Here is a 23,986-nt window from a genome sequence, read left to right on the forward strand (position 1 = left end):
CTTTACACGCGAATTCCGCTATTTACTCGTGAATTCGCTCTATTTACTCGTGAGTTTTGCTGATTTACTCGTGAATTCGCTCTATTTACTCGTGAATCTGCACTTTACTAGTGATTTCGTATTTTCATATAGAAAGCAGCGATTCCCTTAAGGACCGCTGCTCTTCCTATTTATGCTCCTGCCCAAACATCTTTTGCATATCTGTCATTCTCTTCTAATGATTGCAGCCATTCTGTGGCTTCTTCTCTCTGTGTTTGATAGATATGCATATAGCTGTCGATTAAGGTTCGCTCAACATCTGGCGCCATTTTGCTTCCGTCTCCGCAGATGTATAGGTGTCCTCCTTCTTTTAATAAAGGAAGGATGTCATGGGCGTTTTCCGCTAATCGGTTCTGGACATATGTTTTTTCTTGACCGGGACATCTGGAGTAGGCGGTGTGCAGTGTTACAAGGCCCTCTTGTTCGGCTTGGACGAGTTCTTCTTGATAGAGGAAATCGTGTTCCGGATTGCGGCATCCAAAGTAAAGGTGGGCAGTCCCTAGCGTTTCACCTTTTTCTTTCAAAGCGCGGCGTGACTGTATGAATCCCCTGAATGGTGCAATTCCTGTTCCAGGCCCAATCATGATGATTGGTTTTCCTGTTTGCTTTGGAAGCTGGAAGTTGGATTGCGGCGTATTGATAAAGCAGGCTATTTTGTCTCCTTGGGAGCGTTCTGCCAAATAATTCGATGCAATTCCTTTGTATTCCCCGTTGCCGCTCAAAGCTTCTCCACGGACGACGCTTACGGTGATGCTTGCTTCCCCTTCATTGTGGAGTGGTGAGCTTGAGATGGAGTAGTATCTTGCTTTTAAAGGTGGCAGTAAAGCCAGGAAACGTTCAAACGGGATTTCACATGCAAGATATTTTTCTAATAGGTCAAGCATGGTTATGCGCTTGTTCAGGATTTCTTGTTTATAGGTATTGTCCAAAAGAAGATCTTCAAGTTCTTTTACATGTGGAGGACATACCGTATGAGTGGCAAGCGCCCTTATTTGAGACCGGGTGGCGGGTTCTTGGAACTCCACATGGTTTGATACTAACTCTTCTAGTTTTACCGGTTTTCCTGTAGGAAGATGGGCAGCTGATCCGGAATCCCCAGTCAGATTCACATAATCTTGGCCGTTTAGGTTAAATCGACTGAGCACTCGCTCGATAAGTTCCGATGGATTTTGCGGAAGCACCCCGAGATGATCGCCTTCCTGATAATGTATTCCTTCTGGCAGCGTTAATTCTATATGCCGTGTACTTCTTCCGCTATCTTCATGTTGCAAGTCAAAATTCCTTTTTACAATGGATGTAAACGCATGATGGGTGCGGGCAAGCGGTGTGCCGCTCACATCACTTACGAAGTTCATCGTAATCGAGCTGACTACCCGGTCATTCCTATTCACTTCAATGTTCAGGGTTTCGGCAAGATTCGGCCAAAGGGCTTCTGTCCATTTCTCGTAATCCCCTTCAAAGTCATCGCTTGCATCTCCATAGCCTGTTTCTGACAGCCGCACTGCTCCTTTTTGTTCCAGCCGCTCATCAATGAAGATTGGAATGCGTTGGTACGTATTGGCCCAATTGCGGTCCCCGCAGCCGAAGATCGCATAGTGAACACCATCCAATGTGTCACCCTGGCTTTCCTTCAGCCATGAAACGAAGTCACCAGCATTATCAGGGGGATTTCCATTATAAGATGCCGAGACTATGAGAACAGCTCCTTCTTTTGGAAGCCGATCGGTGTAATCATTTAAAGGGGCAACTTTGGCATTGAAGCCTTGTCGCTTCCCAGTTTCGGCAAGGTCACGAGCAATCCCTTCCGCTGTTCCCATGTTTGACCCAAACAGGACGAGTAATGGTGTGCCATGTGCTGATTCGATCGGAGAAGCCGTGGCACCTTTTTCCGCAGATTTTGGTTCCTGAGAAGCAACGGTAAACGACATCTCCTTCTTCCTAGGGGTAACGCGCATGGTCAATCCGTCCGGTTTAAGAGTCAGAGTTTCTTTAACATCCAATTGGTATTCTTCATGATCAATCAAGTCAAAGTGCTGTAGAACCATGCCAAGCACCAGTGTCGCTTCATGAAGGGCAAACTGCTGTCCGATACAGGCGCGCTGCCCGTTTCCAAACGGTTTATAAGCATGATAAGGGATGGACTCCAAATCCTCGAACCGCTCAGGAATGAACGATTCAACGTCATCACCCCAAACGGATGGATCACGGTGAAGCTCGGGAATGAGCAGCGAGAACACATCTCCTTTCTTCACAGTGTATTTTCCGTCCAGCATGGTATCTTCTTTCGCATACACGGAAAACGCCGGAGCTGTCGGCCACAGACGTAGCGTTTCATTCAGCACCATCCGGACATATTTCAGCCTTTTCACTTGTTTGTAATCAGGAACATCATCACCTAGCACTTCATCGACTTCCCGCTGCGCTTTCTTTAACTTGTCTCTGTTATTCATGAGGAAATAGATGGCGAACGATAGGAGACCGCTCGTCGTTTCATGCCCGGCAATTAAAAAGGTAATGATTTGGAAGCGAATATTTTCATCATCAAGTGATACGCCCGTTTCAGGATCGACCCCTTTCAACATATGGGAAAGAAGGTCATCTTCTCCCCGATCACCATTTTGTTTTCGGTCATCAATCAATTCATCCACTAGAGAGAACATATATTGAATGTCTTCCCTGAATTGTTTTTTAGATTTGATCATCAGTTTATCTTGGATGCCAAGCCGCTGCGTTTGGCTCATCGCCTCATCCAACGCACGCACCATACTGGTGACAAAAGGATGGGTGGTCTCCCGATAAAAACTGTTAAAGCGGTAATTGAACCCGCAAAGTCCGATCGTATCCAAGGTCAATCGTGTCATATCTTCAGGAACATCTATCACTTCAGCCGGATTCAGGCGAGCCCATTTTTGAATGAGTTGGGCAGCAAGATCGACCATTTTAGCATGATAGCCCTTCATTGCTTGCTGGCTAAAGCTGGGCAGCAGGATGTTATGGGCCTTTTTCCAATTCGGTTCCGTCGTTTCACTTGTGAAAAGGCCATCGCCGCCAAACGCTCTCACTTTCTGCAGGGCCGGACCGACCTTCTTATCAAACCTTGTTTCATCGCATACTTCTTTAGCGAGGGAAGCACTGGATACGAATGTAGTGATTCGACCCGGAAATTGAAACTGAAAAATCGGCCCAAGTTCTCGTGCCAGCTTCATGAAAGACTGAAGCGGCTTATCCTTATCAATGATAGGCAGGCTGCCTAGTGGGCCATATGTCTTTGGCTGCGGAAACTGTGTTGTGTTTTCCATTTTATTAGCACCTCTTTATAATAGTTCAGAATGCGGAATGAACGTTCATTCCGTTTATATTAAAAGTGTCTCAAGTGTGCAATCGCACTGCATCCCAAAAGCTTTCTTCCACATCTGCCAAAAGTTTTGGGTCAGGTTCCAATTCCCCGATGCGAACAAGCCGCTCAAGCTCAAGAAAAGCTCCGTAAATGATGGCAATCAAAGCTGAAGAAGGAAGCTCCTTAATTTCTTTTTTCTCTTTTCCCGAATCAAAGAAATTTTTAAATATATTCAATAGCCCTTGAAAGCTAGCATGGCTATCTTCATTTAAAAAATGGGCTCCACTATGCAATTTAATAAAATAAAGAGCTTGGTCCTGCTCGGTTGTAAAGTGAACCATCGATTTAAAAATATGGTGAAACTGATTGCGGATTGAATCATCATGAGGAAATCCATTCTTGACTGTTTCAGTGAAAATATCCAAGTACTCTTGAAATATCTTGTTGCCCAGCACTTCCTTATTCTCGAAATATCGATAAATGGTACCCGCTCCAACTCCTGCCGATGCAGCAATCATCGGAATCGTCGTCGCATCATATCCCCGTTCTGCGAAAAGCACTAAAGCACTGGTTACTATCCTGTCTCGTTTATTTACTGCCGTGATCATATGATTCACCCCTCCTTTTCAAGATGCGGAATGAATGTTCATTCCTATTAATGTAAGTGTATACCCAATAAAATCCAATCTCAATCGCGCTTACTACCCATATTTTGTGAATTCTTTTTTAACGGAGGGGGATAAAAGGCTGAAATATTTCTTTTTAAGGAATTAAATGGTATCACAAACTATCTTTTGCCCCATAAGAAAAAGAGCTGATAGTCACAGCTCTTTCACTGGTTTACTGAAATTAGGTATGCACACTTCTTGTTCACCTATTAAACGAGAAGAACTTATGCATGATCATAGCGTTCAGATAGCTTCTTTTTATGGGCATTGAACACTTCTTCCAAGGGGATATTGTACTTGTTCGCAATCACAATCAAGTTTCCTAACACATCTCCCAACTCTTCGGTTAGCTCCTGTATGTTCTCTTCAAACGAACCAATAACTTCATCAGGTCTATCCCTGCCAATCTCAAGGGAGCGAATGGCTCGTGCAACCTCGCCGGTTTCTTCTGCCAAAAAGCCTATGCGAATGAAAATGTCCAATTCTGACCACCCTCGTGCTTCATAATAATCTTTTACCCATTGTTGAAATTCAGTAACGTTCATATTCATCCACCTTTCATTAGATCATTCAAGTTTAACAAATCCCCTTGAATTTTGTATGATAAGAAAGGAAGATTACTGAAAAATGGGAGATGTGATATTTTGAAAAGTCTAGCTGTATTTTGTGGATCAAGCAAAGGTGCATCTGCTGTCTATGCAGAAGAGGCTAAAAAACTGGGTGCGGAATTGGCAAAGCGTAATATTACCCTTGTTTACGGAGGCTCCAGTGTAGGGATCATGGGTGCAGTTGCAGATTCCGTTTTGGAAGCAGGCGGAAATGTAATTGGAGTGATGCCAGATTTTCTAGAAAAAAAGGAAATAGCACATAAGAATTTAACCGAACTGATCGTCGTGGAATCCATGCATGAAAGAAAAGCAAAAATGGCCGAGCTTGCAGATGGGTTCATGGCCTTGCCAGGCGGGCCTGGAACATTGGAAGAATTCTTTGAGATTTTCACTTGGGCTCAGCTTGGTCTTCATCAAAAACCTTGCGGACTCTTAAATATCAATCACTATTATGATCCTTTGGTCGCTTTATTCAACCATATGTCCGACGAACAGTTCCTGCATGAAAAATTCCGTTCCATGGCGCTGGTAGATGTCGAACCAAATGGACTTCTTGATCAATTCATTACATATGAACCGCCAACCGTAAAAACTTTCATTACCGAAAAACAAACCTGATCATTAAAAAACAACCGGCCAAGATCATAATGACCTTGGCCGGTTTTGATAAACTGCAGGTTAGGTAAATATCTGGTTTAAATAATCTCCATGCCCTTTGATAAGTTGCACTTCATGTTCGGATGAAATCCAGAAGAAATGGAATGTCAGCCCCGCTTCATCTCCTCCACCAGTCGGCTGATGTTCCCATTCATCAGGAACATTCGATACACTTATTCGATAAAAATATCTATTATGTATGGCACCATCAGTGTTCTCCCAAAAATCTACTGCCATTAATTTCTCCACATGAAAATTTTCCAGACCTGTTTCTTCTTTCATTTCCCTAAGCACTGCTTGGTAAGCATCTTCTTGAGGCTTCACTGTTCCCTTGGGTATCTGTATACCGGCTTCCCTAATGGGATGTTGAAAAACCAATACCTGTGTTTCTCCATTATTGATTCTTGTCACATACCCGTAAGCTTTTTTTATCGGTATCACCATCATTCCCCCGTTAATCACCAAAAGCAAAAATGAGCTCTGTCTCGCATACAGTTTCCCCCTCGACAGTAGCCCTTCCTTTTCCTTTACCGATAGGACCTTTCAAGCGAGTAATCTCTACTTCTAAACGTAATTGGTCCCCTGGTCTTACTTGCCTTTTAAAACGACACCCATCAATCCCAGCCAAAAGCCCGATCCGTCCTTTATTTTCTTCTTTTGTAAGCATGACAACAGCACTTACCTGTGCTAATGCCTCCACGATCAATACACCTGGCATCACTGGGTAATTGGGAAAGTGACCAGTAAAAAACTCTTCATTTGCCGTTACATTTTTAATGGCCACCGCCCTCTTTCCTTCTTCCAATTCCAAAACTCTATCAACTAAAAGAAATGGATAGCGATGCCTGATAATGTCTTTGATTTCTTGAATATCAATCAATATAAGTCCCCCCATTGCTATGGATTGCTTTCACTTTATTTTACCATTAATATCACCATATGGTTATTTTTGTATTTTAAAAAAAGGCTGCCTGAGCAACCCTGTTTTTTGATTCCGCTTACAGATCCTTTGACTTTTTTTCCATCGATTTAGTTAACGGGGATAAAACCATTTGTTCATACCTCTCATATCCCCCTAATAATTTATGAAACAAGCTTATTTTAGGAACAACAAGGTAAACCGCCAATCCTGAAATGGTGCTCAGTATTGCTCCTGCCAGCACATCCGCCGGAAAGTGCACACCTACCCAAATACGGGAAATGCCAACAAGGAATGCCAGCATGATCCATAACAACCACCATCCTCTTTTGAAAAGCCAAAAAGATACACAAAACGAGAAAAACAAGATGGTATGGTCGCTTGGAAATGAATTATCCACTGCTTTTTCAATTAACTTATTAACATTGGTCAATTCGGCAAATGGCTGATTATTCGAATGCAATCTCCCTGCCATTTTCCCCAACATTTCAGCTATTACAAACGTAATCATCCCACAAACAACCATCATCCTGCTCTGTTCATTTCGAGTGAACCATATTACGATGACTGCCAAAGCTAATAAAAATACCATGTACTCGGCAATGAAAATGGCAGAAGGGTTTAAATAATCGTACTGTTTCCCTAAGTCATTGATCATTCTGAATACATTGATATTCAACTCAAAAAAGTCCATTTCATATCCAACCTTCCTCTTTTTCTTACATATTATAGAGAAAGGAAATAAATCTCCATCGTTTTTCCTAACAATTTAATCCATTATCTTACATTTTCGTCACATGCATCTTGGTTCTATGCGGTTTCGCTAGACTTATAAAATCTTCTTGTATATTCCCTAAACTTTCTATATAATCCATAGAAAAATACGGAGGTTAGTAAATGAATAATGATAGGAACTCTGTTCTAATTCATGAAAACCAGGAAAATGTTTGGAATGCGATTACGAATGATGAAATCATTTCTAAATGGTATGCCCCGGGTTCAAAATGGAGTATTCCTAAACTCAAGGTTGGAGAGAAGGCCATCTTCGTGTTAATGCCTAGTGCACATAACAATCTTAAAGAGAATGAAAGCATCCCAATGAGCTTTACAATCCAAGAAATAATCCCTTACGAAAGGTTTTCTTATTCCTCGGATTCGGATAAACTCGTTTTCACTTTTGAAATATTCCTAGAATCTGAAGGCACTGGAGTATCCATTAACATGGACGGATATGAACTTAGTTCGGCTAACTTAAAAGCATTTTTAGAAGGAAAAGAACTTCCCTATACCTAATGATCCATTGGAAAGAGACTCTAGTTCATTCACATGTTTATAAATAAATCGATGCTATACCCCTTTGGATATAGAGTCTTTAGAAACTAAAGACGTCTGTATTTATAATGGAAGAAATTCGTATAAGGAGGTAAAAAATGTTGAACATACAGAAAAAGTCCGATACTGTCATCATTGTCATACACGAAATATATGGTCTGAACCAACATATGCAAGGTTATTGTGAGTTATTATCAAAGCAGGGTTTTGATGTGATCTGTCCGGATTTGTTAGAACGTGAGGCGCCATATGATTATTCCCAAGAGGATGCTGCTTATCGACATTTTATGGAGAACGTAGGTTTCACGGGTGCTTTATATAAGATAAAGGATATATTATCGGATATAAAAGATGAATACCAAAAGATTTTCATCCTTGGATTCAGTGCAGGGGCAACTGTAGCTTGGCTGTGCAGTGAGGAAGAATGTGTCGATGGAATAGTTGGTTACTACGGTTCGCGTATTAGGAATTATGCAGAATTGGCGCCACGATGCCCTGCACTGCTATTTTTCCCGCTAGAAGAGCCATCATTTAATGTCGACGAGTTAATTTCAGCTTTAGAAAGAAAGAATGTCGAAGTTCATAAATTCATGGGAGTACACGGATTCAGTGACCCTTACAATTCAAAATATCATGTAGAATCTGCACAAGCAGCCGTTAGCAAAATGATGGAATTTTTTATGATGAATTAAGTTTTGTAGATCCAATGTATCGAACCCGCATCACTATGGGGGTGACAGTCATTTTGAACCTTTTTATATTCTGTTTCCAATTCTTTTAAAGTCAACTTCATAAGCTGTTCCACAGTTTTATTTACAGTATGGATCATAAGCTTATAGATTAATTCCTTCCGCCTTTCTTCCATGCCCTTCCTCATTTTGCCCTCTCCTTTTATTCTGACATTATATGAAATGTATCCTTAGACAGGGGGAATGATCGTCGGATTCCTTCTCCTCGATTTTACTTATTTTATTATATTCATTCTCCAAATCGGTTAAGGTTAATTCAAATAGATGGATGTCATTCTTTTTATATACTCCCTTGTTAATCAACTTGTTGATCAGGTAGTTTCTTTTTTTCTCAATGGCTTTACGTAATAATATCCCCATGATAAATCCTCCTTTTTTAATATGTATTGAAAGATAATCTTTCGACTTGCCCATTCACAAAAAAACCGGAGACACCTCTTTACATGAAAGAAAAGTCTCCGGTTTTCCGGTCAATTAACCTATAATTCATATCTAATTACTTGGTATTGTTGTTTTTATAATACTAACTCTATGCTCCGTAGTCAACTGTTTTTTTCCTGCATCTTATTTATTTTTGCTTCGCTTCATGAAATGCCGCTTTCACTTGATCCAACAGGTCTTTATCCGAAATCAATTTATAACCTGTAAGTGCCAGAGCTTTTGCTCCGGTCAGGATGGCCTTGTCTCCAGCAGGGGATTTGGCACAGTCGCGGAATTCATTCGTATGGGCAATCAACTCATCATGTCCAATTTTTATATAAGGATGTGCTGTCGGCACTACATGGCTTACATTACCTGCATCCGTCGAGCCAAAGCCACTCTCTTTTCGAGGAGCCACCGCTTCCCCTAATTGAGCTAGTTCTTCTTTTAGCAGTTCATCCAGAACTGGATTAATGACAAAATCGAGCACTTCATTTTGGAAACGTTCAACCTTAACCGTGCTTCCCGTGGCAAGTGCTGCCCCATCAGCAACAGCACGTATTTTATTGGATACTTCTTGGCAAAGTTTCCATGTTGTTGCTCTAATGTAGAATCTGGCGGAAGCATATTCAGGAATGATGTTAGGCGCTTCCCCGCCATTGGTGATTATTCCGTGAATTTTGACCTCGGTCGGGAGCTGTTGACGCAAAGCATTAATGCCATTGAACAGCTGAATCACCCCGTCAAGTGCATTCACGCCTTCTTCAGGTGCAGCTGCTGCATGTGCTGACTTCCCGTAAAAATGAAAATCAAGGGGGTCGACAGCCAAAAACGGACTTGTTACACCCGTTTTGCCGGCAGGATGGATAAGGATGGCCGCATCCACCCCATCAAATAGACCGTGCTTCACAAAGCTGCCTTTTGCACTTCCATTCGGACCGCCCTCTTCAGCCGGTGTTCCGAAAACGATCACCTCTCCGCCGGTTTCCTCCAGCACTTGAGCCAGGGAAATGCCTGCTGCAACACTCGTTGTGCCAATGATATTATGGCCGCAAGCATGGCCTAAACCCGGCAATGCATCATACTCTGCTAAAAAGGCAATTGTGGGTCCTTTCTTTGAAGAGGTTTTTTTGGCGATGAATCCTGTTTCATGCCCGGCTATATTGCGGGTCACTTCAAATCCTTCATTTCGAAGTATTCCGGTTAATGTATCCGAAGCGAAGAACTCTTGATTCCCAATTTCAGGTTTGGCATGAATGGCTTGACTCGTTTTGATATATAATTCGGAATGAAGGTCGATATGATCTTCAATGATCTGCTTCAGCACCAATTCGCTCGCCATACTCTTAATCTCCCCTTTTTCTTGAATACATCCATTACTTTTCATTAGCTGGTTTTGTCCAAGCATCCTGGTAATTCACTAATTCATCTACAGAAACATAGGCAGGAATGGTGTTTCCTTTAAACGTTTTTTCAATGAAGGCTTCCACTTCTTTCGATTGATAAAGCTCCACTAATTTTTGCAGCTCAGGACGATCTGCATTACCCTTTTTAACTGCAATGATATTAATATATGGTTTCGCCGTTTTACTTTCATGGAATAATGAATCTTTCAAAGTAAGGCCTGCTTCGACGGCAAAGTTATTATTGATGGCTGAAGCATCGGCATCATCCAATAGACGGGGTGTATTGCCGGCAGCAACAGGTTGGATTTTCAAGTTTTTCGGATTTTCCTTAATGATTTCCAATGATCCCGATCCATTGAATTCCTCTTTCAATGTAATCAATCCAGCTTCCTGAAGGAGGAGCAGTGCACGGCCAAAGTTTGTTGCCTCATTCGGAACGGCTACCGTAGCACCATCCGGAAGATCTTTGAGACTTTTATGTTTTTTTGAATAAAGGCCCATAGGTGCAATGACAGTCGACCCGATGGCCTCCAATTTTAGATTTTGATCTTGAACGAATTCATCGAAATAGGCGACCGTCTGGAATGAATTGGCATCAATTTCACCTTCGCTTAACGCAAGGTTCGGTTGGATATAATCATTGAAAGTGACCAGTTCGATATTAAGCCCTTCCTCTTTCGCTAAGTCGACAATGTATTCCCATGTTCTCGTATCCCCGCTGCTGACACCGACTTTCACTGTTTTCACATCATCCGAACTCCCTGATGCACCCTCATCGTTCCCGCATGCTGCAGCCACGATGGCCAATGCCAATACCATGATCGTTAATAAGATTTTTTTCATTTTTCCTACCTCCTGTTATTTTTATCTTCTTCTGATTTTTCTTGAAACAAAGTTCCCGGTGGATTGCAGTAATTGAACGATGATCACGAGCGCCGCCACTGTGACGATCATCGTCATCGTATCGAACCTTTGATAACCGTAAGCCAAAGCTAAATCCCCGACCCCGCCTGCACCGACGGCACCTGCCATCGCCGTAGATCCAACAAGCCCGATTGTCGCTGTTGTAAATGTAAGGATCAACGAGCTAAGTCCCTCGGGAATCAAAAAACGATAAATGATTTGCCATGTTGTCGCCCCCATCGCCTGAGCCGCCTCGATAATCCCTTTGTCCACTTCCAACAGCGAGTTTTCCACTAGCCGGGCAATATAAGGAGCCGCGTAAAAGATAAGCGGAACAATGGCCGCATTCGTTCCGATCGCACTGCCGACAATCATTCTTGTAAGCGGAATAACTGCTACAAGCAAGATGATGAAAGGAACCGACCGCAGTATATTGATGATCGGGTTCAATATATTAAAGATCCATTTATTCTCCAGGATGTGACCCTTTCTTGTAATGACAAGCAGGATACCGAGCGGAAGCCCAATCAACCCGGAAAATACCAATGAGATGGCTACCATATAAAGTGTGTCACCGAAAGCTGTCAACAGCTGGTCTGCCGTTATTTCCATTCCCCAAAGCGTATTACCCATTTATCTGCACCTCCTGGACGAGAATCCCCTCATCTTTAATATATTGATAAGCCTTGTCCACCTCATTTTTGTTCCCGGTCACTTCGATGATCAAATTCCCGAAAGGCGTTTCCTGAATTTCAGAAATATTGGCTGATAAGACACTTAAATGAACATCATATTTCTTAGAGATGGTTGAAAGTAAAGGAGTACCCGAAGTAGTCCCAATAAAATTAATTTTCCAAATAATCGGGATGTGAGACCCTATGCTTTTTAAGAAACTTTGTGGAATCTCATCATGTATGACCGTTCTCACGAAGTTTTTTGCAATATCCGTTTGCGGCTTGGCGAAAACTTCGAAAACCGAACCTTGTTCAACGACACATCCGCCCTCCATGACCGCTACCTTATTGCAAATTTCCCGAATTACAGACATCTCATGAGTGATTAGCAGGATGGTGATATTGTATTCTTTATTAATTTTCTTTAAGAGCTGCAGAACTGCACTCGTTGTTTGTGGATCCAATGCCGACGTAGCTTCATCACACAATAAGATCGATGGATTCGTAGCCAATGCCCTTGCAATGCCGATACGCTGCTTTTGACCGCCGGATAATTGTTCAGGATAACTCTTTGCTTTGCTCGATAAGCCAACGAACTCCAACAGCTCGCCTACCCGGATTTTGATTTCCTTAGCCGGAGTTCCCGATAAAACCAGCGGCATGGCAATATTATCAAAAACAGTCTTTGAGTTAAGCAAGTTGAAATGCTGAAAGATCATCCCGATTTTTTTCTTTTCAGCCCGTAATTCCTTCGGGCTTAATTTGGTCAAATCCTTGCCCCCAACAATCACCGAACCATCTGAAGGTTGTTCAAGCAAATTGACCAGCCTGATCAACGTACTCTTCCCGGCCCCGCTATAACCGACTACCCCGAATATATCCCCCTTTTCCACTGTCAAATTAATGCCCTTCAAAGCCTCGACGGTCTGTTTCTTTGTTTGATAAACCTTTTTAACATCTTGAAACTCAATCATCCAATCTCCCCCCATGCTGTTTATTTGTACGAATTCATTATCCAGAGAGAAGAGCTTTGCAACGTTTCATAATGATAGGTTAAATTCCGCCAAACTCACGAGTAATTGCGCGAAACTCATGAGTAACTGCACCAATTCCTCCAATAACCATATACATTTTGAATAAACAAAAGAGGCCTCTTCCGTCGTCAGACAGAAGAGGCCTCTTTTAGACATAAAAAAAGAGTAAACTCTTAAATTAATTATCTAAGAAAAGCTCCTTCTTATCTTTCAAACTTTCGTCCGTTGGAATTAGCACAGTATTTTTACAAAAGTAAAAACCCGCTGCCGAGGTATCATAGGGCCAAGTCCCTCCACATCTCTTGATAAGAATTAACGTTATATTTAATTATGTCCTTCACTATATATTCTAATTTCTCTAAAGTCAACCATATTTTTCATCGCTATAAATAGTTTCACAGTATAGTGAATCGATACTTTTTAACTATATTAATATAATTTATTTTTTCTATTTTTATAGTGATTTGCTCATTCTCCATACGGGGTATATTTCATTTTCTTCCCTTATCTTCATCATGCCTGAATTCGTATATAAAGAAATCGCCCTTTGGTTATCCGGAGAAACCCTTAAATGATATTCGGATACATTAAATTGCCTGAAAAAGCTTTCTGCGTAGCGAACCAATTCCTTGCCAAGGCCTTTACTGCGGTATTCTGGAATAAGATAAAAGAGATTCACATAGCCAATCTCAGTTCCTTCATACTCCCGAATTTGAAGTTCCATTTGTCCAATCGGTTCTTGATCCTTTTCAATGATCACCAGTCCATCCGGAAATTTGCGGACCCGTTCTTCCATTCGTTGCAAATATGTATTTTCATCTCCAAAACCAGCTTCAGATCCAAAACTTACAACATAGGAATCTTTCCGGAATTTAACGATAATATCTTTATCTTTGTCCGTATCCATGGTACGAAAGATCAACCTTCATCCACCTCTATCATTTTAGTGAAATAGTTTCCAAGCAGTCAAAACTCATTAAATAAAAGGCTTAAAGGGGCTCTTTTGTTTTTGTGCCTTGATGAAAAAACATTTGCCATCTTCCATCCGTACATTTCCAAATTGAACTTCTTAAGGTATGTTCCAACTTATCTTCATCAAAAATTCGATATGTAGTTAACACGGTATCATCAGACAATGGATGCAACTCAAATTGACTTAGTGTCATGTTCACCGCTCCGGCTCCCTCTTGCCCCATAAAATCGCTTTTAGACCATATGTTACCCGAACTGCCGAACTCAAAGAAATCATCTTTCAATAATGATGAAAGCTCTTCTGGAGATGTACGAACTTCAGACTTTAACAATTTCTCCTCCAGCTGATACAAATGCTCTTTTAACAATGAACTGTCCATCCATCTTGTCCTCCTTTTTCGACCGTTTCCCCCGAAGCAAGGAAATTGGAAAATCGTGAATAATTAATACGTAGATTTTCAGAAATTCGTGAACCATGCGGTTAAAGGTTTTTTATCCAGCTGCTTGCTGATTAGCAGCTGGATAATAGTTGCGATCAGCGGCATTTTTTCGTTTTTAACCATTTTTGCCATCCCCATTTTCTTATTAATATTTTTAACTGGCTTACTTTGTAACTGGACTCAGATGGATTTCTAGGTGTTAAGAACAATTTATTCCGCAATACTAGCGGCAATTCATTTTTTACTGCCATCCGATACCTCTAAATAATTACTCCCAAACCCATAAAAAAGAAGCTGCAAATGGCAGCTCCTTCTTCTGTGCATCCGTTTGTTTCCCCATCAGCGTTATCTTGATAGGGTACCTTGCAGACGATTGGTTTCGGCGATTACTTTTTCTTCATCGATCGTTAAGCAGCCGCCGTCTTTCACGACCATTTTGCCATCAATGTATACATCGCATACGTCATTTCCGCGTGCTGCATAAAGCAGGTGCGAATAGGCTTCACTCAGTGGCTGAAGGTGTTCTTTGTCATATGGGTAAATGGTGATGAAATCTGCTTTTTTACCAGCTTCCAGTGATCCTGTATGACCCATTCCTATCGCTTCGGCGCCCATTCTTGTGGCCATGGCGAGTGCTGTTTGGGCAGGGAATTTAGTGGCATCCTTATACATTCCTTTTTGCAGTAATGCAGCTGTCCTCATTTCTTCGAACATATCGAAGTTGTTATTGGAGGCGACGCCGTCTGTTGCCACTCCCACTTTAATGCCTGCATCAAGAAGGCTGACGACATCTGCTATTCCCGATCCGAGCTTCAGGTTACTGATTGGATTATGGGCAACGCGAACATCATGCTGTTTTAGGATCGCCCGTTCTTCATCATTAAGGACTACACCATGTGCCATCACGGTAGGCTGATCGAACAGGCCTAGACGGCGAAGGTGCTCGACAGGACGGGATCCGTAACGTTTTTCGATGTCGAGGATTTCAAAGTCCGTTTCCGATACGTGGATGTGCACCATCAAATCATTCTCTTTTGCAATCCGTGCACTTTCCATAATCGCTTCAGGTGTGCAGGCATATGGGCTATGTGGTGCGACCATGGTAGTCAGGCGGCCATCGGCAAACGTTTTATAGTTTTTTGAAAACTGCTCAGCCCCCATGAGGTTCGCTTTTTGGTCTTTTTCGGTACCCAAGCTGAAGATCGTGTAGGAAAAGGCTCCGCGCATTCCTGTTTCGCCTATCGTCTCCATGACAGCACCCGCATCTATTCCATTAGGATTGAACATATCCGAAAATGTCGTGGTTCCTGATTTCATCATCTCCATAATGCCAAGCTGTGAACTCACAGATGCGATTTCCGTTGTAAACTGGCTTTCAATCGGCCATATTTTCGTTTCAAGCCATGGCTTCAGCAGCATATCGTCCCCGATACCGCGTAAAAGGGTCATTACAATATGCGAATGGGCATTCACAAGGCCTGGCATGATCCATTTCCCGTCAAGGTTGACCACATGATCTGCATCTGCCAATTGTTGTTCATCATGCTGGCCGATGTAGGATATCGTATGATCTTGTACAATCATCATGCCGTTTTCAAAGATTTGGTTTTCCTTGTCCATAGTAAAAAATGTAGCATTCACATATATTGTTTTCATAAGTATTTCCTCCAAAGTCGTATCAGTATCAACATGTCCTATTCCGCATTCTAAACTAGCACCTTACAGGTAATCAAGTAATTCCATATTATCAGGGGCCATTTCCATTTACCTTAGGAACCTATTGGAAGAGCTCCAAGATTAATGCCTCCTTCAATTAAGTGGTTACCCTTTGCAAAATCAGCTGCTTAAAAAAATCTTCCCTCTATTGCTCGTGACATTAATCGCTTCTATAACATCTTGAAGGCTGTAGGAGGAATCCGGCATCCTGAACTTCAACTTTTCATCAGCAATGAACCCCATCAAAAGGTTAAACGTTTCATGCCAAGTTTGAACGGAAGCTTGCTGATTCCAATGCCGCAGATGAAACATTTTAACATCCACTTTTGTCCTTTGTGAAATTTCCGCCCAATTCACAGACTGTCCTGATAAAAGGCCAATCGTTAATAAGATGCCATAAGGCCGTACGCAAAAAGCTAGTTCTGAACCATCGATGCCGCCCACTGAATCTATGGCCGCTTTCGCTCCGCGCCCATTCGTCAGTTCCATCACTGTATCTTGCAAGGATGATCGGGACGTATCGATTACATATGACGCACCAAGTTTAAGCAGTTCTTCCGTATACTTATCGTTCCTCGTTACAGCAATCAGCTTAAACCCAAGAATCTTCGATAACTGGGCGAGTATACGGCCAATGGAAGATCCGCAAGCATTTACGAGTAATACATCATCCGGTTTCAATGCTAATACATCTGTACAGATTAGCCATGCGGTTATCGGGTTTATATATAATTGTGCTGCTATATGGTCTTCAAACGAATCAGGAATGGCGATGGCCAGCTCCGCTGATGTTTTAACATAATCCTGCCAGGTGCCTTCACCGCGCAAAGGCAGAACACGCTTGCCTATCAGCTCCTTCGAAACCGCTGGACCCACCTCTTCTACAATGCCGACCCCTTCATAACCAGGTATGGAAGGCAAGGGGATTCGGTGGGAATAGGCACCGCGAATGGGCAGCAAGTCAGACGGATTAATGGGACGTGTGGTCATCCGAACGAGGACTTCCCCCTCGAAAGGTCTTTGAATACATTTATTTTCAACTCTTAAAACCTTTTGCGGATTCCCAAACTCATAGAATTTAATACATTTGGCTTCCATAATAAATCTCCTTTAATATATAAGTCTTTCCATTTTATCATTTAAACTCTTGATCTAAAATATCTTGGCAACCCCTATCCAACATTCCTTCGTAAATAAGCAAAAAAGCCAACAATGAATATGTTGACTTAATTAATTCGGTACGACCGGCGCTAGTGTTTCTAATCCTGAGATAAACCAATTGGAATGCATAGAGGCGTTTGATCAACGGGATTTTCAATAATACAGCATTCCAGTCTGAAGACGTCCTTGATCATTTCTTTTGTGAATACCGTTTCAGGCGGTCCCTCTTTATAGATTTTTCCCTTCTTGATGCTAATCAGATGATCGGCATACTGTGCCGCTTGATTCAAATCATGCAGAACCATGACAATCGTGCGTCCATAAGTTACGTTTAAATCACGCAGTAATTCCAATATTTCAATTTGGTGCGCCAAATCCAGATAGGTTGTCGGTTCATCTAACAGTAAAAGGTCTGTTTCTTGTACCAAGGCCATCGAAATCCATGCTCTTTGCCTTTGTCCTCCAGATAATGCATCCAATGTCCGATCGGCGAACTCCGTCATTTTTGTTGCTGATAAGGCACGGTCGACAATCCTATGATCTTCTGGGGTTTGTCTGGAAAATAAGCCTTTGTGCGGATGCCTGCCATAATAGCATAGTTCTTTAACGGTTAAATCTTCAGGAGCTTCCGGAGCTTGGGGCAAGATGGCCAATTTCTTTGCCACTTCTTTGGAAGATTGCTGATGAATGGCCTTTCCATCTAAATAGATCGTGCCTTGCTGTGGCATTAATAATCTAGCCAGGGACCGCAGAATGGTAGATTTGCCACAACCATTGGAACCAATGATTATACTGATCTTACCTTCAGGAATTTCCAAATCGATATTATCAATGATTTGTGTTGCCCCATAAGAGAGCGAAAGATGCTCTGCTGATAATGTTGTCATGATATTCAGCCTTCCTTATGTTATTTTTCTTTCACGGCGCAATAGATATAAAAAATATGGTACACCAATCACCGCAGTGATAATTCCGGCGGGTATTTCTATTGGAGGGAATAATCCTCTTCCCAGGCTATCGGCAACGAGTAGAAAGATAGAACCAAAAAGAGCTGAAGCAGGAAGGAAAACCTTGAATTTTGATCCTACCACTCTCCGGGCAATATGGGGGGCGATTAAACCAATGAACCCAATGGAACCAACCGCAGCTACACAGACCCCGATCAATATGACAGAAACGCTTAACAATATATAACGCAGTAATTTTGACCTTTCACCGAGACCTGTAGCTATATCGTCTCCGAGGCTCAGTACATCCATTTTAGAAGTTAACGCAAACAATACCGGTACAAGCACAAGACATGGAAGCAAAAACAATACTTGATCCCAGCCTCTTCCCCATAGACTGCCAGTCAACCACAGCAGTGTCGTGTTTACATCATCCGGGAACTTGACCATGAAATACTCTATGCCAGCTTGACATATGGCCCCTAAGGCTATTCCGACCAAAGCTATCGTATTTGGTTGAGCTCCTTTTTTATAAACAAATATCATCAAAATGGCCGCCATGACCGCCGCTCCTATAAAAGCTGAAAGAGGCAGTATGATAATGGGCGATTGCGGAAATAAAACAATGACGATAACAGCTGCCAATCCGGCCCCTTTTGTTACCCCTATCACATCTGGAGAAGCCAGCGGATTGCGAAGGACTCCTTGCAGAATGGCTCCAGCCGTTGCCAATCCAGCCCCCACTATCACGGCAATTAGAATGCGTGGTATGCGATAGTTATGCAGAATGAATGTCTGGCTTTGCATGCCATTTCCAAGGAAATTTTGAAGAATTTCTAAAGGTGATATATATATGGCCCCTAAGCCCAGGCTCACCATTGATAAAATCAGCACGATAAACGTCAGCACCAGGATAATGGAATAAGGGTGCAAAGTTGATTTCAACCCAAATGTCCGTTTTAGTTTCATTGCTTAATATTCCTCCCTCTCTTCGCTAAATAAAGGAAGAATGGCGCACCGATTATAGCGGTTACGATGCCTACCGGCGACTCAAAAGGATAAGCGATGAACCGTGCGAGAATATCTGCGTAAACTAAGAGTAAAGCGCCGAATAATGCAGAAAAAGGGATGATTCTTCGATAATCCCCTCCCACCATTCTCCTGACGATATGAGGAATGATCAATCCCACAAATCCCACTGGGCCTGCGACGGCAACCGAAGATCCTGCCAAAATGATCACCAATATTCCTGCTAAAATACGGATCCGGTACACCCGCTGCCCAAGTCCCTGCGCCATATTTTCTCCTAAGACAAGGATGGAAACAGATCGAGAAAACAAGGCAGTAATTAATAGCCCGAAAAGAGACCAAGGAAGGATCATGTTTACATGCGCCCATGTTTTCCCATTAATTGAACCGACTAACCAGTAGAGTACATCTTTCGCTTGTTCATTAAAGATGATCATGCCTTGCGTTAAAGAAGATAAAAAAAAGTGAACAGCCATTCCAGCCAATGCCAGCTTCACTTGGGTCATTCCTCCGCCCGAAGCAAAAGAATAGACTGCCATCCCCCCCACTGCTGCACCAATGAATGCAACGCAAACTAGAGACACGGAAGAAAGGTTAGGAAAGAAAACAAAAGCTGACACAATAAAAAATGAGGCACCGGCATTGACACCGAACACTTGTGGAGAAGCTAATGAATTCCGGGTGATAGCCTGCATGAGAGCACCTGCTACCGCTAAATTAGCACCGACCAACGCTCCAACTATAGCTCGGGGCAATCGAAGAGTCCGTATAATTGTCTGTTCCTTGGAAGAGTCGGCCTCAAAAAAGGACTTCAAAACCATTGATGCATCAATATCGGCCGCTCCCACAGAAATACTCGTCAGGATGCCTATGATTAACAAAACGATTCCAGCTATAGCAGTACATAACACTTTCAGTTTACTTCTAACTACAGTTTCCATTGTCTATACAACACACTTCCTAACAAAATTTAAACCTAATGGAAAGCGAAGTAAGAATGGGATCTCTTACTTCGCTTTTGTTCCTCTATTCTTCACCTAGCATTTTTAAAGTGTCTTTAGCAATGGCCTCTGCTGATACAACACCGCGGTATCTCGTCCATAAATCTCGATCAACACTATACACTTGTCCGTTTTTTACTGCCTTCAAGTCTTTCCAAAGAGGATTGTCTTTCCACTCATCAGTAAGTAACTTACCCTCATTGTTCGCTAAAAGCAGCACATCCGGATCGATCTCGACAAGCTGCTCAAGATTCATCTCGGCATGTGGCAGTTCCTGCTGAATGGCATTTTTCAATCCCATGCGCTCAAGCAATTCTCCATCATAAGAAGATGAAGTATGGGCTTGGAATGAAGTATCTCGTACAACTGCAGGTAAAACGGTCATATTTGAATCAACAGTAAGCTTTGATTTAAGTTCCTTAATCGTTTTTTCATGCTCGCTCAATCTTTTTTCTGCAGCATCTTCCTGATTGACTGCCTTTGCAATCGTTTTAAAAGAATCCAGATTTTCTTGATATGTAGATTCCCGACTTTTTAAAACAATGGTAGGAGCAATCTGCTGTAAATCTTTATAAATCCCTTTATGCCGCTCAGCATCTGCAATGATTAAATCCGGCTGTAAAGAACTGATAACCTCTAAATTCGGCTGCTCACGTGTTCCTACAGAAGTATAATCCATTTCTTGACCTACAAGTTTTGTAATCATCTCTTTTTTGTTGTCATCTGAAATCCCGGTAGGTTTTATCCCTAGGGCATTTAAAGAATCAACGAAAGATAACTCAAGCGTAACTATTTTTTTCGGAGTATCTTTAATTTCCGTTTCTCCCATTTCATGCTTAATCGTCCTTATTTCTTGATTACTTGTTTCAGTAGATGTCTTCTCTGCTTCTGTTGTTTTTTGAGAATTACTACATCCTGATAACATCACCATAATCGCAAATAACAGGATGAATGCCCCTCCCCCAAACGTTCTTACTTTTCTAGATTCTTTCATTTTTTGCACCCTTCCCGATCTATACCTTCTTAACGAGGTAATCATAATTGAAAATGATTATCATTATCCTGCTGTTATGATAAAGTCATAGATTGATACGGTCAATATTAATGAAATTTTGTGAATAAAAATCATTATGGCCATTAAAACAACCTGCATGCATTTAAATGATAACGTGAAGTACGGCAAGTCTTGAAGTAGACTTGGAAACTCAGTTGGAAATGTTTTAAGGTGCGGCAACGAAATGTTTGGATAACTGCCTTCAGACCTCACCATAATAAAAAAAGCAAACCCGTTTAGGTCTGCTCTTGCTTGTTTCAAAGAATTATTTTCAGATTAAAAAAAGGAGCTTCTAATGAAGAATTTGCTCTTGAAGAGATGCCATTCAATAATTCCTATAGAAAAAAGAGCCCATCTCTAAAGATGGGGCTTCCGTTCAATTAGTGAAACTTCCCCTTCAAAAAGCGGTACAGTCCATCTTCACGATATGAATACTCCGTCACTTCATCGGCTTGTTCTTTGACCAGGTCAGTGGCGTTTTTCATGGCAACGCAATGTCCGGCTAGTTTAAATAGCGGGAGGTCATTTTCGCCATCGCCTACTGCCAGGATATTTTCGGGCGCTAGCTGAAAATGTTTCAGCAGCAGTTGAACGCCTGTTGCTTTTGTGATGCCTTCCACGGTCACTTCTACATTATGATGGGTGGAGGAAGCTGTGGTAAAGGCATTGTACTGCTTGATTTTCCCCAACTCCGCTTTCCATTTTCGAATCGTATTCATCTCATTGCTGAAAAAGTAGATTTTGGCGACGCTGCTTATATCCAGTTGTTCTGACCATCTTATTTTGTCTTCGACTGCATCCTGTCTTGATAGCCATTCATTTTCATCGACTGTCTCGGGTTTTGGTATCAAACCTTGTTTAACCATATAGTCTTTATCTTTAAGTAATGCCATCCGTGTTCCTTCGTTCGGATGAACTTCGTAAAAAATCTCTTCCGCTCCTGCTTTGGCGACCAACTCTTCAACAAGTTCCGTCGACAGGGCGTGTTCGACAATCTGTTCCTTTCCGATGAATACGGACATTCCATTGGCGGTCACCATTCCATCAGCCTCCATGCCGGCCGGCAAAACGTCCCTCACTTCTTCCAGCGTTCTTCCTGTTGCAATGAAAATCAGCTTACCGCTTTCCCTAAGTTCGCCTATGTATTGTTCCAGCGTCTCATTCACAGTATTTCTTTCGTTCAATGTCGTGCCATCCAAATCGAGCACAATTGCTTTGTTGGTCATGCCAATCACCTCAAAAATCAGAATGATGATGAAAATGCCAACAGCCCATTATCTATAAGATCTTAGGCTGTTGGTTTCATTCATATATTTTTATTTCTGTACCTTATCAGTATAACAGTTTAGGATAATCCTAAAAGTTTCATGACACTTAGGATCAATAGACCTACCACACCGAAGTCCGAATCACCAAATGTGGTGCCTTCAAACCCTACATCCCCCAAGAAGACAAAGAGTATAGCCGGCAGGAAACTAATGATGAGTCCGTTGGCAAACGATCCAAGCATCGCTCCGCGTCTGCCTCCTGTGGCATTTCCGAAAACACCTGCTGCAGCGCCGGTGAAGAAATGCGGTACGAGCCCCGGAACTATTACTTTCAGTCCAAGTACCGGAAGGAGGAACATGGATAATAATCCAGCCAAGAAACTGAATAGGAACCCGATGATCACTGCATTTGGAGCGAATGGAAAGATGGTCGGACAGTCCAATGCAGGTTTTGTATTCGGCGCCACTTTATCGGCAATCCCTTTAAATGCAGGGACGATTTCAGCAATTAACATCCGTACCCCTGCAAGGATGATGTAAACTCCTGCAGCAAATGTTATCGCTTGGATGAAAGAGAATACGATGAAGTTAGAACCGCCGGATAATTCCGTTTCGATATAGTTCTGTCCGGCAAACAATGCGACGATCACGAAGAACATCGTCATCGTAAGCGATACAGCGACCGATGTGTCCCTCAGGAATCCTAAAGACTTCGGAACTTTGATTTGCTCTGTCGTTTTTTCCTTATTTCCAAACCATTTTCCCACAGTCGCGGATACAAAATATCCAATTGTCCCGAAATGGCCGATGGCAAAATCATCGCTGCCGGTAATCTTCCGTACGTATGGCTGAAGGAGGGCTGGGAACATCACCATGCATACTCCTAATAGAATGGAGCCGACCAAGATAAGCGGAAATCCGCTGAGCCCGCCGACGGACAGGGTGACTGCAAGTAAACAAGCCATGAATAAGGTATGGTGTCCCGTTAAAAATATATATTTAAATGGCGTGAAACGAGCTAACAAAACATTGACAACCATCCCAAATACCATGATGAGTGCAGTCGAAGTCCCAAAATCACTTTGGGCGGCTGCGACAATGGCTTCGTTATTCGGTATGACGCCTTGTACGTTGAATGCATGATCGAACATTTTACTGAATATATCAAGGGCGCCAATGAGCACGGCCGCTCCCGCTCCGATGATTATGAAGCCCATGACGGTTTTTAGCGTTCCAGATACAACATCCGCACTGGATTTCCGCTGTAACAGCAATCCAATGAGGGCAAACAGCCCCACAAGTATGGAAGGTGTACCCAAGATGTCATTCATGATAAGTTCCAGCATTGCCTCTCCCCCTCTTCTTTATGTTTTCTTCTTATAGATGTGAAGCCAATTTCGATGTGATTTCAGGAATGCTCATCATGTTTTCCAGTGTGACGATCGTACGGGTTCCATCATCCAGCTGACCGACGATATCCGCCGCTCCCAGGAAAATATCAGCCTGAACCGTTTTTGCGGATGCCAGATCCGTATGATCCACCTCGGCTGCCTTACCCATTTCCGTCAACGCTTTCTTCACATTCATCTCCATGATGAAGCTGCTTCCCAATCCGTTTCCGCATACTACCATGATTTTCTTCATATCAATCT

26 protein-coding genes and 1 riboswitch are annotated in these 23,986 nt (G+C 42.3%); of the genes, 3 read left to right on the forward strand and 23 right to left on the reverse strand.

What is annotated here, in order from left to right; all coding sequences use genetic code 11:
• Nucleotides 1-170 precede the first annotated feature (170 nt).
• The 3 genes from ACIQYG_RS12260 to ACIQYG_RS12270 all read right to left on the reverse strand — a co-directional run bounded on the left by ACIQYG_RS12260 (nucleotide 171) and on the right by ACIQYG_RS12270 (nucleotide 4,589).
• Nucleotides 171-3,338: a bifunctional cytochrome P450/NADPH--P450 reductase gene (locus tag ACIQYG_RS12260; RefSeq protein WP_402838328.1), complete on the reverse strand. Its 3,168-nt coding sequence runs from the start codon at nucleotides 3,336-3,338 to the stop codon at nucleotides 171-173.
• 70 nt (nucleotides 3,339-3,408) lie between these two features.
• On the reverse strand, nucleotides 3,409-3,984 hold the full coding sequence (locus ACIQYG_RS12265) for a TetR/AcrR family transcriptional regulator (RefSeq protein WP_402838329.1): 576 nt from the start codon (nucleotides 3,982-3,984) through the stop codon (nucleotides 3,409-3,411).
• A gap of 284 nt (nucleotides 3,985-4,268) precedes the next feature.
• Nucleotides 4,269-4,589: a MazG nucleotide pyrophosphohydrolase domain-containing protein gene (locus ACIQYG_RS12270; protein ID WP_402838332.1), complete on the reverse strand. Its 321-nt coding sequence runs from the start codon at nucleotides 4,587-4,589 to the stop codon at nucleotides 4,269-4,271.
• A 99-nt stretch (nucleotides 4,590-4,688) separates the two neighbouring features.
• Here ACIQYG_RS12270 and ACIQYG_RS12275 point away from each other — a divergent pair, with 99 nt between their 5' ends.
• Nucleotides 4,689-5,270, forward strand: a complete 582-nt coding sequence (locus tag ACIQYG_RS12275; RefSeq protein WP_402838334.1) for an LOG family protein — start codon at nucleotides 4,689-4,691, stop codon at nucleotides 5,268-5,270.
• A gap of 60 nt (nucleotides 5,271-5,330) precedes the next feature.
• Here ACIQYG_RS12275 and ACIQYG_RS12280 read toward each other — a convergent pair whose 3' ends face one another.
• The 3 genes from ACIQYG_RS12280 to ACIQYG_RS12290 form a co-directional block, all read right to left on the reverse strand.
• The gene (locus ACIQYG_RS12280) at nucleotides 5,331-5,756 is read right to left on the reverse strand and encodes an NUDIX hydrolase (RefSeq protein ID WP_402838336.1); all 426 of its coding nucleotides are present in this window, start codon (nucleotides 5,754-5,756) and stop codon (nucleotides 5,331-5,333) included.
• A 7-nt stretch (nucleotides 5,757-5,763) separates the two neighbouring features.
• Nucleotides 5,764-6,189, reverse strand: coding sequence for a 3-hydroxyacyl-ACP dehydratase FabZ (fabZ, locus tag ACIQYG_RS12285; RefSeq protein WP_342602906.1), 426 nt, complete (start codon nucleotides 6,187-6,189; stop codon nucleotides 5,764-5,766).
• A gap of 118 nt (nucleotides 6,190-6,307) precedes the next feature.
• Complete coding sequence (locus ACIQYG_RS12290; protein ID WP_402838338.1) at nucleotides 6,308-6,922, reverse strand: undecaprenyl-diphosphatase; 615 nt, start codon at nucleotides 6,920-6,922, stop codon at nucleotides 6,308-6,310.
• A 203-nt stretch (nucleotides 6,923-7,125) separates the two neighbouring features.
• Between ACIQYG_RS12290 and ACIQYG_RS12295 the strand changes: the two genes are divergently transcribed.
• Together ACIQYG_RS12295 and ACIQYG_RS12300 are read left to right on the forward strand one after the other, a co-directional pair.
• Nucleotides 7,126-7,521: an SRPBCC family protein gene (locus ACIQYG_RS12295; protein ID WP_402838340.1), complete on the forward strand. Its 396-nt coding sequence runs from the start codon at nucleotides 7,126-7,128 to the stop codon at nucleotides 7,519-7,521.
• Nucleotides 7,522-7,658: 137 nt separating this feature from the next.
• The gene (locus tag ACIQYG_RS12300) at nucleotides 7,659-8,252 is read left to right on the forward strand and encodes a dienelactone hydrolase family protein (protein ID WP_402838342.1); all 594 of its coding nucleotides are present in this window, start codon (nucleotides 7,659-7,661) and stop codon (nucleotides 8,250-8,252) included.
• Here the strand turns inward: ACIQYG_RS12300 and ACIQYG_RS12305 are convergent.
• From ACIQYG_RS12305 to ACIQYG_RS12385, 17 genes are all read right to left on the reverse strand, one after another.
• Nucleotides 8,249-8,437 carry a Fur-regulated basic protein FbpA gene (locus ACIQYG_RS12305; RefSeq protein ID WP_402838344.1) on the reverse strand — a complete coding sequence of 63 codons (189 nt, stop codon included), beginning with the start codon at nucleotides 8,435-8,437 and terminating at the stop codon, nucleotides 8,249-8,251. The two genes, ACIQYG_RS12300 and ACIQYG_RS12305, sit on opposite strands and share 4 nt — an antisense overlap.
• A 25-nt stretch (nucleotides 8,438-8,462) precedes the next feature.
• Entirely contained in the window at nucleotides 8,463-8,669 is a 207-nt protein-coding gene (locus tag ACIQYG_RS12310; protein WP_402838346.1) for a Fur-regulated basic protein FbpA, read from the reverse strand.
• 208 nt (nucleotides 8,670-8,877) lie between these two features.
• Nucleotides 8,878-10,071 carry a M20 family metallopeptidase gene (locus ACIQYG_RS12315; RefSeq protein ID WP_402838348.1) on the reverse strand — a complete coding sequence of 398 codons (1,194 nt, stop codon included), beginning with the start codon at nucleotides 10,069-10,071 and terminating at the stop codon, nucleotides 8,878-8,880.
• A 34-nt stretch (nucleotides 10,072-10,105) separates the two neighbouring features.
• Complete coding sequence (locus tag ACIQYG_RS12320; protein ID WP_095391500.1) at nucleotides 10,106-10,978, reverse strand: MetQ/NlpA family ABC transporter substrate-binding protein; 873 nt, start codon at nucleotides 10,976-10,978, stop codon at nucleotides 10,106-10,108.
• Nucleotides 10,979-10,999: 21 nt separating this feature from the next.
• Nucleotides 11,000-11,650 (reverse strand): methionine ABC transporter permease, encoded by a 651-nt coding sequence (locus tag ACIQYG_RS12325; RefSeq protein ID WP_402838496.1) that lies wholly within the window; start codon nucleotides 11,648-11,650, stop codon nucleotides 11,000-11,002.
• Nucleotides 11,651-11,663: 13 nt separating this feature from the next.
• The gene (locus ACIQYG_RS12330; protein ID WP_402838350.1) at nucleotides 11,664-12,686 is read right to left on the reverse strand and encodes a methionine ABC transporter ATP-binding protein; all 1,023 of its coding nucleotides are present in this window, start codon (nucleotides 12,684-12,686) and stop codon (nucleotides 11,664-11,666) included.
• Nucleotides 12,687-12,946: 260 nt separating this feature from the next.
• Nucleotides 12,947-13,058: riboswitch (SAM riboswitch) on the reverse strand.
• Between the two features lie 142 nt (nucleotides 13,059-13,200).
• A complete protein-coding gene (locus tag ACIQYG_RS12335) occupies nucleotides 13,201-13,668 on the reverse strand; it encodes a GNAT family N-acetyltransferase (RefSeq protein ID WP_402838352.1) in 468 nt (155 codons plus the stop codon).
• 67 nt (nucleotides 13,669-13,735) lie between these two features.
• Nucleotides 13,736-14,098 carry a nuclear transport factor 2 family protein gene (locus ACIQYG_RS12340; RefSeq protein WP_402838354.1) on the reverse strand — a complete coding sequence of 121 codons (363 nt, stop codon included), beginning with the start codon at nucleotides 14,096-14,098 and terminating at the stop codon, nucleotides 13,736-13,738.
• 405 nt (nucleotides 14,099-14,503) lie between these two features.
• Entirely contained in the window at nucleotides 14,504-15,814 is a 1,311-nt protein-coding gene (locus ACIQYG_RS12345; RefSeq protein WP_402838356.1) for an amidohydrolase family protein, read from the reverse strand.
• 180 nt (nucleotides 15,815-15,994) lie between these two features.
• Nucleotides 15,995-16,972: a zinc-dependent alcohol dehydrogenase family protein gene (locus ACIQYG_RS12350; protein ID WP_402838358.1), complete on the reverse strand. Its 978-nt coding sequence runs from the start codon at nucleotides 16,970-16,972 to the stop codon at nucleotides 15,995-15,997.
• A gap of 161 nt (nucleotides 16,973-17,133) precedes the next feature.
• Nucleotides 17,134-17,922 carry an ABC transporter ATP-binding protein gene (locus ACIQYG_RS12355; protein WP_402838360.1) on the reverse strand — a complete coding sequence of 263 codons (789 nt, stop codon included), beginning with the start codon at nucleotides 17,920-17,922 and terminating at the stop codon, nucleotides 17,134-17,136.
• Nucleotides 17,923-17,937: 15 nt separating this feature from the next.
• Complete coding sequence (locus ACIQYG_RS12360) at nucleotides 17,938-18,951, reverse strand: FecCD family ABC transporter permease (RefSeq protein WP_402838362.1); 1,014 nt, start codon at nucleotides 18,949-18,951, stop codon at nucleotides 17,938-17,940.
• Nucleotides 18,948-19,952, reverse strand: a complete 1,005-nt coding sequence (locus tag ACIQYG_RS12365) for a FecCD family ABC transporter permease (RefSeq protein ID WP_402838364.1) — start codon at nucleotides 19,950-19,952, stop codon at nucleotides 18,948-18,950. The genes ACIQYG_RS12360 and ACIQYG_RS12365 overlap by 4 nt, the downstream gene beginning before the upstream one ends.
• Nucleotides 19,953-20,037: 85 nt before the next feature.
• Nucleotides 20,038-21,006 (reverse strand): ABC transporter substrate-binding protein, encoded by a 969-nt coding sequence (locus tag ACIQYG_RS12370; RefSeq protein ID WP_402838365.1) that lies wholly within the window; start codon nucleotides 21,004-21,006, stop codon nucleotides 20,038-20,040.
• Nucleotides 21,007-21,446: 440 nt separating this feature from the next.
• Nucleotides 21,447-22,292: an HAD family hydrolase gene (locus ACIQYG_RS12375; protein ID WP_402838366.1), complete on the reverse strand. Its 846-nt coding sequence runs from the start codon at nucleotides 22,290-22,292 to the stop codon at nucleotides 21,447-21,449.
• A gap of 119 nt (nucleotides 22,293-22,411) precedes the next feature.
• On the reverse strand, nucleotides 22,412-23,680 hold the full coding sequence (locus tag ACIQYG_RS12380) for a PTS ascorbate transporter subunit IIC (protein WP_402838368.1): 1,269 nt from the start codon (nucleotides 23,678-23,680) through the stop codon (nucleotides 22,412-22,414).
• A gap of 31 nt (nucleotides 23,681-23,711) precedes the next feature.
• The gene (locus ACIQYG_RS12385; RefSeq protein WP_133350448.1) at nucleotides 23,712-23,978 is read right to left on the reverse strand and encodes a PTS sugar transporter subunit IIB; all 267 of its coding nucleotides are present in this window, start codon (nucleotides 23,976-23,978) and stop codon (nucleotides 23,712-23,714) included.
• Between the last annotated feature and the right edge of the window lie 8 nt (nucleotides 23,979-23,986).

The sequence above is a fragment of the Peribacillus sp. NPDC096622 genome (genome assembly GCF_044762665.1).
Classification (GTDB): domain Bacteria; phylum Bacillota; class Bacilli; order Bacillales; family DSM-1321; genus Peribacillus; species Peribacillus frigoritolerans_B.